Annotated in this window: 9 protein-coding genes and 1 pseudogene; 2 read left to right on the forward strand and 8 right to left on the reverse strand. The window is 69.6% G+C overall.

Features of this window, described 5'->3' with window-relative positions; all coding sequences use genetic code 11:
* Positions 1–8 precede the first annotated feature (8 nt).
* On the reverse strand, positions 9–1,979 hold the full coding sequence (acs, locus tag FHX45_RS18135; protein ID WP_167103196.1) for an acetate--CoA ligase: 1,971 nt from the start codon (positions 1,977–1,979) through the stop codon (positions 9–11).
* 152 nt (positions 1,980–2,131) lie between these two features.
* Positions 2,132–2,275 (reverse strand): annotated as a pseudogene (locus tag FHX45_RS28145) (GNAT family N-acetyltransferase); the annotation flags it as partial.
* 70 nt (positions 2,276–2,345) lie between these two features.
* Here FHX45_RS28145 and FHX45_RS18145 point away from each other — a divergent pair.
* A complete protein-coding gene (locus FHX45_RS18145; protein ID WP_167103199.1) occupies positions 2,346–2,840 on the forward strand; it encodes a phosphoribosyltransferase family protein in 495 nt (164 codons plus the stop codon).
* Complete coding sequence (locus FHX45_RS18150) at positions 2,837–3,562, forward strand: Fic family protein (protein ID WP_167103202.1); 726 nt, start codon at positions 2,837–2,839, stop codon at positions 3,560–3,562. The genes FHX45_RS18145 and FHX45_RS18150 overlap by 4 nt, the downstream gene beginning before the upstream one ends.
* Positions 3,563–3,692: 130 nt before the next feature.
* On the opposite strand, the gene FHX45_RS18155 is transcribed toward FHX45_RS18150, so the two are convergent.
* The 6 genes from FHX45_RS18155 to FHX45_RS18180 all read right to left on the reverse strand — a co-directional run bounded on the left by FHX45_RS18155 (position 3,693) and on the right by FHX45_RS18180 (position 11,755).
* Positions 3,693–4,616 carry an N-acetylmuramic acid 6-phosphate etherase gene (locus tag FHX45_RS18155; RefSeq protein ID WP_167103205.1) on the reverse strand — a complete coding sequence of 308 codons (924 nt, stop codon included), beginning with the start codon at positions 4,614–4,616 and terminating at the stop codon, positions 3,693–3,695.
* A 23-nt stretch (positions 4,617–4,639) separates the two neighbouring features.
* Entirely contained in the window at positions 4,640–5,632 is a 993-nt protein-coding gene (locus FHX45_RS18160; protein ID WP_208405987.1) for a MurR/RpiR family transcriptional regulator, read from the reverse strand.
* Positions 5,633–6,061: 429 nt separating this feature from the next.
* A complete protein-coding gene (locus FHX45_RS18165) occupies positions 6,062–7,351 on the reverse strand; it encodes a serine hydrolase domain-containing protein (RefSeq protein WP_167103208.1) in 1,290 nt (429 codons plus the stop codon).
* Positions 7,352–7,359: 8 nt separating this feature from the next.
* Positions 7,360–8,631 (reverse strand): exo-beta-N-acetylmuramidase NamZ family protein, encoded by a 1,272-nt coding sequence (locus tag FHX45_RS18170; protein ID WP_167103211.1) that lies wholly within the window; start codon positions 8,629–8,631, stop codon positions 7,360–7,362.
* Positions 8,625–10,409: a glycoside hydrolase family 3 protein gene (locus FHX45_RS18175; RefSeq protein ID WP_167103214.1), complete on the reverse strand. Its 1,785-nt coding sequence runs from the start codon at positions 10,407–10,409 to the stop codon at positions 8,625–8,627. Before FHX45_RS18175 ends, FHX45_RS18170 begins: the two co-directional genes overlap by 7 nt.
* A 488-nt stretch (positions 10,410–10,897) precedes the next feature.
* Positions 10,898–11,755 carry an HAD-IB family hydrolase gene (locus tag FHX45_RS18180; protein ID WP_167103217.1) on the reverse strand — a complete coding sequence of 286 codons (858 nt, stop codon included), beginning with the start codon at positions 11,753–11,755 and terminating at the stop codon, positions 10,898–10,900.
* Between the last annotated feature and the right edge of the window lie 392 nt (positions 11,756–12,147).

Raw genomic sequence — 12,147 nt, forward strand, 5'->3', positions numbered from 1 at the left:
TCACGCGTTCAGTCCTCCGACTTGCCCGACTTCAGGCCACTGGAGATCAGTTCCATGACGCTGGAGTCGGCGAGGGTGGTGACGTCGCCGATCTGACGGTTCTCCGCGACGTCACGGAGGAGGCGGCGCATGATCTTGCCCGAGCGGGTCTTCGGTAGTTCGGGCACGACCATGATCTGGCGCGGCTTGGCGATCGGGCCGATCTCCTTGGCGACGTGGTTGCGCAGCTCCTGCACGGCCTCCTCGCCGCCCTCGGCGGCAGAGCCGCGCAGGATCACGAACGCCACGATGCCCTGTCCGGTCGTCGGGTCGGTCGCGCCAACCACCGCGGCCTCGGCCACGGTCGGGTGCGAGACCAGCGCGGACTCCACCTCCGTGGTGGAGATGCGGTGGCCCGACACGTTCATCACGTCGTCGACCCGGCCCAGCAGCCAGATGTCGCCGTCGTTGTCGTACTTGGCGCCGTCACCGGCGAAGTAGTAACCCTGGTCGGCGAAGCGGGACCAGTAGGTGTCGCGGTAGCGTTCCTCGTCGCCCCAGATGCCACGCAGCATCGACGGCCACGGCTTGTCCAGCACCAGGTAACCGCCGCCGCCCTTGCCGACCTCGGTGCCGCTGTCGTCGACCACCTTCGCCGAGATGCCGGGCAGCGGGCGCTGGGCCGACCCGGGCTTGGCCGCGGTGACGCCCGGCAGCGGCGAGATCATGATCGAACCGGTCTCCGTCTGCCACCAGGTGTCCACCACCGGTGTCTTGCCGGCACCGATGTTGTCGCGGTACCACATCCACGCCTCGGGGTTGATCGGCTCACCCACGCTGCCCAGAACACGCAAGCTGGACAGGTCGTACTCGGCGGGGATGTTCTCGCCCCACTTCATGAACGTGCGGATCAGCGTGGGGGCGGTGTAGTAGATGGAGACCTTGTTGTTCTGGATGATCTCCCAGTGCCTGCCCTCGTGCGGGGTGTTCGGCGTCCCCTCGTAGACGACCTGGGTGGCGCGGTTCGCCAGCGGCCCGTAGACGATGTAGGAGTGCCCGGTGACCCAGCCGATGTCGGCGGTGCACCAGTAGATGTCCTTGCCCGGCTTGTGGTCGAAGACGACGTGGTGGGTGTAGGCGGTCTGCGTGAGGTACCCGCCGGAGGTGTGCAGGATGCCCTTGGGTTTCCCGGTGGTGCCGCTCGTGTAGAGGATGAACAGCGGGTGCTCGGAGTCGAACGCCTCGGGGGTGTGCTCGGCCGACTGGCCGTCGACCAGCTCGTGCCACCACAGGTCGCGGCCCTCGCGCATGGGGACGTCGTCACCGGTGCGGCGCACGACGATGACCTTCTCGATGGACGGGGCGCCGTCGAGGGCCTCGTCGACGTTCGTCTTCATCGGGGCGGCCTTGCCGCGGCGGTACTGGCCGTCTGAGGTGATCACGACCTTGGCCTCGGCGTCGTCGACCCGGGACCGCAGCGCGGCGGGGGAGAAGCCGCCGAACACGACGGAGTGCAGCGCGCCCAGCCGGGCGCACGCCAGCATCGCCACGATCGCTTCGGGGATCATCGGCAGCTGGATCGCCACCCGGTCACCCGAGCCGACGCCCAGCGAGATCAGGGCGTTGGCGGCCTTGGACACCTCGTCCTTGAGCTGGGCGTAGGTGATGTCGCGGGTGTCGCCGGGCTCACCGATCCAGTGGATCGCGACCTGGTCCCCGTGCCCGGCCTCCACGTGCCGGTCCACGCAGTTGTAGGCGACGTTCAGCTTGCCGCCGACGAACCACTTCGCGACCGGGGCGTCCGACCAGTCCAGCACCTGCGACCACTTCGTGTCCCAGTGCAACCGCTCCGCCTGCTCGGCCCAGAACGCTTCCCGGTCGGCGTCCGCCTTCTCGTACCAATCGGCCTTCGCGTTGGCCTGCGCCGCGAACTCTTCGGTGGGCGGGAACGTCCGGTTCTCGGTGAGCAGGTTGTCCAGCGCGGGGGACTGCTCTGTCATGGTGCACGGCCTCCTGAAGTCACTCATCTCTGGCTGACGCCGGATGCACGGTAGCGACGTTAGCCCTCACAACGAAAGACCGCAGCTCTTGACGCTGCGTGCCGCGTTGGTCACCACACGCGGTCGAGCAGTTGCTGCTGTGTCGCGGGCCACTATTCGGCCAGAAGGGAGTACACGACGGTGTCGCGGAGGCTGCCGTCCGGGCGAATCCGGTGTGCGTGCAGGACGCCCTCGCGGGTGGCGCCGAGCCGTTCGATCGCCCGCTGTGACCGCTCATTGCGGTGATCGGTGTGCCAGTTCCAGCTTGGTTTCGAGGCCCACTTCGCCGCCTCATATGCTCGCGGGTACGCGGCGAAGGAGGTCGGAGTGGCTGAGCGGGAAGAGCTCACCTGGCAGTTGTTCGGTTCGGCCAGCCGGGAGCTCGCCCAGCAGGTCGCGGACAGCGGCTACGAGCCGGACGTGATCCTGTCCATCGCCCGAGGCGGGCTGTTCGTCGCGGGTGCGCTCGGCTACGCGCTGGACGTGAAGAACCTGCACGTCATGAACGTGGAGTTCTACACCGGCGTCGGCGAGCGGCTGGAGCTGCCGGTGATGCTGCCCCCGGTCCCCAACGCGGTCGACCTGACCGGCGCGAAGGTCCTGGTGGCCGACGACGTCGCGGACACCGGTTCGACGCTGAAGCTGGTGCGGGACTTCTGCGCCAGCCACGTCGCCGACGTCCGCTGCGCGGTCGTGTACGAAAAGCCGTGGTCCGAGGTCAAGTGCGAGTACGTGTGGCGCCGGACCGACCGGTGGATCAACTTCGCCTGGTCGACGGAACCGCCGGTCATCCGTCGGGAGGGCCAGGTGCTGGACGCATGAGTGACCCACTGGCGCCGCTCCTCGAACTGGACGGCGTGGCCGAAGCGGCGAAGAAGGCGCAGGACGCGGTCTTCGCCGTCCACCGGCTCCCGGCGAACCTGCGCGGCGGCTCCGCCACCGCCGCCGAAGCATCGGTGCGCGCGGCCCGGGCATCGGCCGCGCTGGACGGCGCCGACCCGGAAATCCCGGCCGACGCCGAGGTCACCGACCCGGTCCTGGCCGGGGCCCTGCGGGTCGCGGAAGCGAGCGAGTCGCTGCTCCCCACCTGGCGCCGCGCTCCCCGGCAGGCGCTGGCGCGGATGCACGTCCTGGCGGCCGCGGACCTCGTCGCCGACCAGGACACGCTGGGCCGTCCGGGTCCGGCGGCCGGTGCCCGCCTCGACCTGCTGACGCAGCTGGTCACCGGCGCGACAGCGGTGCCGGGCCCGGTGCTGACCGCCGTCGTGCACGGCGAGCTGCTGGCCCTGAAACCGTTCGGCACCGCCGACGGTGTCCTGGCGCGCGCGGCCGCTCGGCTGACCATGACCGCGGTCGGCGTCGACCCGAAGGGTCTGGGCGTTCCCGAGGTGGCCTTCCTCCGCCGGGCATCGCGTTACCAGGAAGCCGCGGCGGCCTTCGCCACCGGAACCCCGGACGGGGTGCGTGACTGGCTGCTCTTCAGCTGCGCAGCACTCGAAGCGGGTGCGCGGGAGGCCAAGAGCATCGCCGACGCCGCCGGGTGACGGCCGTGCTCCCATTTCCGAGCTGAACCGGATTCGGGCGGCCCGGTGCGCCTGCGGTGCCGTCCCGTGCACTTCTCCGGGCGCCGTCGCCCAGCCGGTCGGCGTCGTTGCCGGGCGTGGTGCCCCGGCCTCAGCTCGTCGCGCAGGCGAGCAGTGCCTCCCGCACGTGCCCACCGTTCGCGGCCAGCATCTCGGCGGCCGTCGTGGAGTCCACTCCGGACAGCAGGTGCACCAGCGCGACCTTCAGGTCACCGCCGGCCTCCGCGAGCGCCCCGGCGGCCTCCTGCTCGTCCGCACCGGTCGCCTCGGTGAGGATCCGCAGTGTGCGGCCGCGCAGCTTCGCGTTCGTCGCCCGCAGGCTCACCATCAGGTTCGAGTAGGTCCGGCCCAGCTTGATCATCGTCGCCGTGGAGAACGCGGTCAGCAGGATCTTCTGCGCCGAGCCCGCCTTCATCCGCGTCGACCCCGCGATGACCTCCGGTCCGGTGTCCACGGCGATGAACACGTCGACCCCGGCCGGCCGCGCCGACCGCGGGTTGCCCGACACCAGACCGGTTTTCGCGCCGAGCCGCCCGGCCTCCTGCAGCGCACCGAGAACGAACGGTGTGCGCCCGGAGGCGGTCAGTCCCAGCACGAAATCGCCCGCCCGCACCGAATCCGACATCTCCGCGCCACCGGCCGCCGCGTCGTCCTCGGCGTTCTCGACCGCTTCGCGCAACGCCCGGTCACCGCCCGCGTGGTGCGCGACGAACCAGTCCGCCGGCACGTTGTACGTCGGGACGAGCTCGGCGGCATCCAGCGTGGCGAGGCGACCGGAGGTGCCCGCCCCGACGTAGTGCACCCGATGGCCGGTGCGCAGCGCCGCCACCGCGTGGTCCACCGCGTCCGCCAGTTCCGGCAGCACCTTGGCGACCGCGTCGGGGACCCGGCGATCCTCGTCGTTGATCAGGGTCAGGATGTCCAGCGTCGGCATCCGGTCGATCTCCGTGGTGCGGGGATTGCGCTGCTCGGTCGGAGAATCGACGTGGACCACCTGACTCGGCACCGTCACCATGCGTCTCACCGTTTCCTTCGTGCTCACTTTCCGGTCTCTCGCGGCCGCCTCCGGCCGTCCGGCCGCACGCCGAGGCGGTGCCCGCCGACGGCGTCCCGCGTCGCTTCCAGCGCCGCGGATGCGCTCTCCATGTGGCGCTGGGCCACGCCGATGAACAGGCAGTCGATGACCGTGAGCTGGGCGATCCGGCTCGCGGTCGCGCCCGACCGGAATGTCGTCTCACGCGCGGCGGTGGTCAGGACGTGGTCGGCGACATCGGTGATCGGCGAGCGCGGGAAGTTCGTCAGCGCCACCGTGGTCGCGCCGTGCTCGCGCGCCACCCGCAGCGCTTCGACGGTGTCGGTCGTCGCACCGGTGTGTGAGACGCCGATCGCGACATCACCGGCGCCCAGTACCGCTGCCGAGGTCAGCATGATGTGGGTGTCCGACCACGCGAAGCACACGCGGCCGATGCGGTGCAGCTTCTGCTGCAGGTCCGCGGCGACGAACGCGCTGGCCCCCACGCCGTAGACGTCGGTGCGGCCGGCGTCGGCGAGCAGGTCGATCACGTGCTGCAGAGTCACGATGTCGAGCTGGTCGGCCGTCTCCTCCACGGCCCGAGCATCGGCGAAGCTGACCTTGCCCACCACGGCGGCCAGGTCGTCGTCGACCGCGATCTCGCCACCGATGTTGCGGGACGAGCGCGCCTCGGACCGGGCGGTGTCGGCGGCCAGCGCGATCCGCAGCTGGGGATACCCGCCGACGCCCACGGCCTTGCAGAACCGGGTGACCGTGGTTTCGCTGGTGTTCGCGGCGAGGGCGACCTCGGTGATGCTGCGGCGCGCTACTGCGGACGGGTCCTCCAGGACCACTTTGGCTACGCGCTGTTCCGCTCGCGCCAAACCGGGCAGGAGTGATCGAATCCGGACGAGCGGGCTGGTTTCGGTCTCCCGCGCGGCTGATCCGATCTCGTTGGGTGCCTGCGCGGTTACGGAATCGGCATCCGATTCCGTGAGAAACTTACCAACCGTAGGCATTTGAGACAAGGTTACCCACATCCTTAGGGATGATCGCAACTCGTGCGCCCCTGCACGTCCGAGCTGCGGTGACTCAGTTGCCCGGAAAGTCGCCAACCACGTCCGAGTTGTTAACGTCATGAAGTTAACGACTTGGCAACTTACTGCGGTTCCCGAAACGGCCGTCGATCCTGTGCGGCTCGCGTTCGCCGCCCAGTGTTAGGGACGGGTCAGCTCCGATGGTATGACGCGCGTAGACACATTTCTCAACCCCGATGGAGCAGCCATGGGGTAGCGCTGCGTGACCGACGACCGCGTCTGGAATTCAACGCGGTGCCGTTCGTGCTGGTTACTCGCCGACCGCGATGCGTGCCGCGCCGGCGCCCGACGGCGGCGCCGCGACCGAAGCTCACCTGAACGGTCGCGGGTAATTCGGCCGACAGGTGTGTGCTATATCGCGTCGGCCAATGCGTTCGCCCAGTTCTCTCGTGCGGCGTTGATGGAGCCCCAGTTCCGGGTCGGGTGAACGCGATTGGTGAGCAGGATCGCAAACGACCGTGACACCGGGTCGATGACCAGTGAGGTGCCGGTGAACCCGGTGTGCCCGGCGGTCGCGGGCGAGGACAGCCCGCCCATGTAGAACCGCTGGTCCAGTTCGAAGCCGAGCCCGTGTGCGTGACCGGGGAACGCCTGGTTGTAGTCGGTGAGCATGTCCCGCACGGTGCCCGGACGCAGGATCCGCGCGCCGCGGTAGGCGCCGCCGTTGAGGATCGTCTGCGCCAGCACCGCCATGTCCCGTGCCGTCGAGAAGATGCCTGCGTGACCGGACACGCCGCCGAGCGCCCACGCGTTCTCGTCGTGGACCTGGCCGCGGACCATCCCCCGTGGTGGATCCGCCTCGAACTCGGTGGCCGCGATCCGGTTGAGCTCGCCCGCGGGCGGGTTGAACGTCGTGTCGGTCATGCCGAGCGGCTGCGTGATCCGCTCCCGCACGACGGCGTCCAGGGACTGCCCGGTGATCCGCTCCACCAGGAAGCCGAGCGTCATCAGGTTGATGTCCGAGTACAGGTATGCGCTGCCCGGCGGATTCGTCAGCGGACTGTCGAGCACGGCTCTGCGTCGCGACGGGATGTCCGGATAGCCCTGCCACAGGGCCGGTCGCGGGTCGGCGTCGAGACCGGAGGTGTGCGTGAGGAGCTGGCGCACGGTGACGTCCTGCTTGCCGTTCACCGCGAACTCCGGCAAGGCTTCCGCAACCGGCCCGTCCAGGGCGATCTTGCCGTCCTCGACCAGCTGCATCACGGCGAGCGAGGTGAACAGCTTCGTGATCGACGCCATGTCGAAGATCGTGTCCGGCCGCATGGGAACCTGCTGCTCCGGCGGCAGCTCGGTTCCCGCGGCGTCGGCGAACCGGAGCGCCCCGCCCGTCGCGATCTCGTCGACGATCACGCCGTCGTGTGCGAGCAGGCCGACGGCGCCGGAGAAGTGCGGATGCCCCGTCGCCGGGTCCGGCCTGGTCCAGTCGATCAGGAAGCCGTCGGCGGCGCGCAGCGGCGCCCCGTCGAGCCCGGCGTCGGCGGGCGTGCCGGGGCGCAGCACCGTATCCGGCGGTGCGAACTCGTAGTGTGGACGGTCGATCCGTCCGGCGTGGGCCTGTTCGTCGATGGTGGTGCTCGCTCCGGGGACGGTCAGTGCGGATGCGGCCAGTACCACCGCGACCAGTAGTTTGCCCGCTCGCATGCCGGACCTCACCGGTAGTGGAGATAGGGCCGGCGACGGGCGGTGAACTCGCCGAGTTCGGACTGCCAGGAGCCGACGATCTCGTCCACTCCGGCGCCACGATCGACCATGGTGCGCAGCCGGTCGGAACCGGACAGCTTGTCGATCCCGTTGTCGGCCCGCCAGCCGAACAGGCCGGGGTGCAGCTTCTTCGCGGTGACGAGCATGGCCACCGCGGTGCGAATGGCGTCGAACGAGGCCGGATCGGTGACCGTGAGCTGCACCCCGCCACAGGTCTGGTTGACGAACTTGCCGAACGTCGGCACGAAGTAGGTCTCGCGGAACCGCGCCCCCGGCAGCCCGAGCGCGGTCAGCTCGTCCCGCCACCGCCAGTCCACACCGGGTGCGCCGAGGATCTCGAAGGGCCGGGTCGTGCCCCGCCCCTCGGCGAAGACGGTGCCCTCGAACAGGCCGGTGCCCGGGTAGACCAGTGCCGTGTCCGGGGTCGGCATGTTCGGGCTCGGTGGCGTCCAGTTCAGCCCGGTGCCGGCGAAGAAGATGTCCCGCCGCCACCCCTCGGCCCACACCACCCGCAGGTCCGCCACGCGCACGCCATCGGCGGGGAGCAACTCGGCAGCGAAGTACTGCGCCAGCTCTCCGACGGTCATGCCGTGCTGCTGGACGATCGGTTTGAGCCCGACACCGGAGGCGAACTCCGGCCGCAGCATCGGCCCGTAAGCCTGGCCGCCGATCGGGTTCGGCCGGTCGAGCACGACGAACCCGGCACCCGTCCGGCCGGCGGCGGACATCGCCGTGTACATCGACCAGATGTAGGTGTAGAACCGCGCCCCGACATCGGCGATGTCGAACACGACCAGCTCCACACCGGCCTTCGTGAACATCCCGGCCAGCTTCGCGGCGTCGGCCCCGTACGCGTCGTAGACCGGAACGCCCGTGCGTGGATCGGTGTAGTCGCCCTCGGAACCACCGGCCTGTGCGCTGCCCCGGAACCCGTGCTCCGGGCCGAACGCGGCTACCGGACGGACACCGGCGGCGATCATCGAGTCGACTATGTGGTCACCGTTCCCGAGCACGCCGGTCGGATTGGAGAGCACTCCGATCCTGCGGCCGGCGAGCGCATGCCAGCCCTCACGGGCGAGGACATCCGCGCCGGGAACCACCGATGCGCGTGGCGGCAACGCCATCGCGGGTGCCGGCTCCGCCAGCGCGGACCCGCCGGTGACGAGGGGTGTCGCCAGCGCGCCCGTGACCAGGAACCGGCGACGGCTGACGTTCACCATGTCAGGCCCGTCCCGAAGGGATACCGGATCCGCCCGGTGTCCTCACCGTCCGGGATCCCGACGGGCAGCTTGCCCTGTGGCGCGATCTCGCCCTTGAGCACCTTCGCCAGCGAAATCATCGTCACGTCCCGCCAGTCGTACGTCGCCACCCAGGTCGGTACGTCGGCCAAGCCCGCGTCGTACGGTTCCTGGACGGTCACGGCGACGACCGGTTTCCCCGTGCCCAGCAGCTCACGCACGAGCTCGCCCTGACCGGTGTCGCTGCGCAGTCCGTTGGTCAGGACCACGACTGTGTCCGCTGCGCGCGCCGCTGTCACCGCTTCCTCGATCTTCGCGGCGCTCGGTTTGGCGCCGGTGGAGACAGCCGTGCCACCGAGCTGTGCGGCCAGCGTCCGGACCGGCTCGGCCGGGTAACCGGGGTAGGCCGGGTTGTTCCACCCGGTTACGAGGATCTTGCCGGGGTTGCGCAGGGGAAGCAGTCCGGCGTCGTTGCGCAGCAGCGTGGTCGTGCGGTCGGTGACAGCTTGGATCGCGGCCCGGTTGGCCGCCGTTCCGACCGCCTGCCGCACCGCGCGCGTGCTGACCAGCGGCTTTGCCACGATCCCGCGCTTGTCCTTGAGCTTGAGGATCCGCAGTACGCTCTGGTTGATGCGGTCCTCGGTGAGCCGCCCGCTCTTCACCGCGTCGAGGACGCCGTTGACGGCGAGGCCCAGGTCGGGCGGCATCAGCATCTGGTCGACGCCGGCTTCCAGCGCCAGCACCGGGATCTCCGCGTCGCTGTGCATCTGTCGCACGCCGGCCATCTGCAGCGAATCGGTGGCGACCACGCCGTCGTAATGCAGCTCGTCGCGCAGAATCCCGGTCATGATCGGCTTCGACAGGGTCGCCGGCTCTCCGGAGGGGTCCAGGCTGGGAACCGTGATGTGCGCGGACATGATCACGTCGATGCCGGCGTCGATCGCGGCCTGGAACGGCGGCAGGTCGATCTGCCGCCACTGCTCCGCGGTGCGGTTGATCGTGGGCAGCCCGGAGTGGCTGTCGGTGGCGGCGTCGCCGTGCCCGGGGAAGTGCTTGGCCGCGGCCGACACCGTGTCGGTGGCCGGTCCGGAGTTCTGGTAGCCGTCGATCTCCGCGGTGACCATCTGGCCGGCCAGAGCGGGATCCGCGGAGAACGATCGCGAGCCGATGATCGGGTTGAGCGGGTTGGAGTTGACGTCCGCGTCGGGTGCGAAGTCCTGGTTGATGCCCATCGCCCGCAGCTCGTGACCGTTCACCGTGGCGAGGGTGTGCGCGTCCCCGGCGCTGCGGCCGGCGCCGACGGCCATGCTGGACGGGAACTCGGTCGCCGGCGACGCGATGCGCGTGACGCGACCGCCCTCCTGGTCCGTCGAGATGATCAGCGGAACCCGCGCGCCGGAGGCGAGCGCGGCCTGTTGCAGCCCGTTCGACAAGCGTGCGACCTGCGCCGGATCGTCCACGTTGTCGGTACCGGAGTTGTTGAAGTAGATGACCCCGCCGGGGTGGTAGCGCTGGACCACCTCGGCTGGCGTATCCACCCCGTACTTCTTGCGGTTGCCCTCGTCGGGCTGGTCGGCCGCCTTGCCCCACACGTCGGCGACGAAGAGCTGCCCCACCTTCTCCTCGAGCGACATGCGCTGCAACGTCTGCTCGGCCCAGCCACCTTGATGGCCCCCGGGTGCGGCGGAGGCGGTGCTCACGGCGCTCACGCCGAGCACACCCGCGACCATCGCGGTAAGCACATGAGTCCTCCGGCGCATCCCGAACCTCCCCTGATGATGACCGCCGGCGGATCGGGCCGGCACTGGGGGAAGCTACTCAGTCGCCGCGGAGCAGGTCAACGACCACCTGACTTTTGGCGGAGTCCGAAAGTGTCTTTCCGTCTCCGTCACCCACTTGAGCTAATCCGCTGGACATAAAAATGCGCGGGCACCGCCAGCGACATCGCCGGCGGCGCCCGCCCGCGCGGACCACTCGGGTGACCAAGCTGCAACTCATGTCGTACCCACGGGGACTCGGCGTCCGGCGTCCCGGTACGCAGTCCCTCGACGACAAGCCTCCCGCGGCGCGCTGCGCGTGGGTGCCCGGAGTCCGCGCACGGAGATCTTCGGGGAGTGACGGGACTTCTCTTCGTCTCGTCCTTGGCCGAATGACGTCCGCACTTACTTTGTACCCAGTGGCGTGCGTCACTTCAAGGGGTCGGACGGGTGCACCGGTACAGACGCTCGATCCGGTGATGGTGCCACCGTCAGCGACTGGACTTCTCTGTTCCCCCACGGCGTTTGCGCGTCAGGCCGTACCAGGTGACGCCGGCCGCGGCCACTGCGCCCAGTCCCAGTCCGACGGCCAAAGTGGCCGGTGACGGCGCCGGGAAACGGCTGCGCAAGGAGACCGGTCTGGTGAACTCCAGCACCGGCCAGCCGTGCTCGGCCGCGGTCCGCCGCAGGAGCCGGTCCGGGTTCACCGCGTGCGGCCTGCCCACCGTCTCCAGCAGCGGGACGTCGGTGCTGGAATCGGAATAGGCGTAACACGCCGCGAGTTCGTACCCGTTTTCCACGGCCAGTTGCTTCGCGGCCACGGCTTTTTGCTCGCCATAACAGTAGAAAGCGATTTCGCCGGAATAGCGGCCGTCCACGACCCCCATTCTCGTCGAGACGCTCGCGGTCGCGCCCAGCATCGCCGCGATCGGCGCCACCACCTCGTCACCGGCCGCCGACAGCACGATCACGTCGTGACCTTGCTCCCGGTGCCACGTGATCAGCTCGGCGGCCTCGGCGTAGACGAGCGGATCGACGATGTCGTGCAGCGTCTCGTTGACGATCGCGCGCACCTGGGCGACGTCCCAGCCCTTGCACAACGCGGAGATCTCCGCCCGCATCCGCTCGGTCCGGTCCGCGTCGGCCCCGGAGAGCGAGAAGACGAACTGCGCGTAGGCGCTCTTCAACGCGGCGCGCTTGCTGATCAGCCCCTCCCGCAGCAACGGCTTGCTGAAGGCCAGGGCACTGGAGGAGGCGATGATCGTCTTGTCCAGGTCGAAGAAGGCCGCGACCCCGGTTCCGGGGGCGGCGGGCTGATCGCTCGGCGGCGACGTGGAGGGTTCGGCCACCGGTTCAGGATAGGAGGGGGCGTCCACCGGGTGTGAGGTGACCACGAACGGTACCGCCCGGTCGGAAATTCGTTGCCGCGACGGGAAATCGATTGCCCGTGCCGTTACCGAATTGTGGGTGACGCGGAGCACGTTCCGGGCGGTCCGGCCGGGTTAGAGTGGAACGCATCCGGTGTTCCCACCGGCGGTTCGGTCCAACCCCCCGGGGCTGAACCCACGGTGACCCCCGTCCTCCCCCTGGCGGGGGTCGCCCCTTTTCCGCGCGCGGGCGCGTAGCCTGCCACGGCTCACCGACGATTCCGCTCCGTGAGGCCGTTCCGGCGCTGAGTTGTCCACATGACCCCTGTTGTCCACAGGCTCGGCCGGAGCTCCTTGTCGCGGCGTTGCGTGCG

This window comes from Amycolatopsis granulosa (assembly GCF_011758745.1).
GTDB classification, from domain to species: Bacteria; Actinomycetota; Actinomycetes; order Mycobacteriales; family Pseudonocardiaceae; genus Amycolatopsis_E; species Amycolatopsis_E granulosa.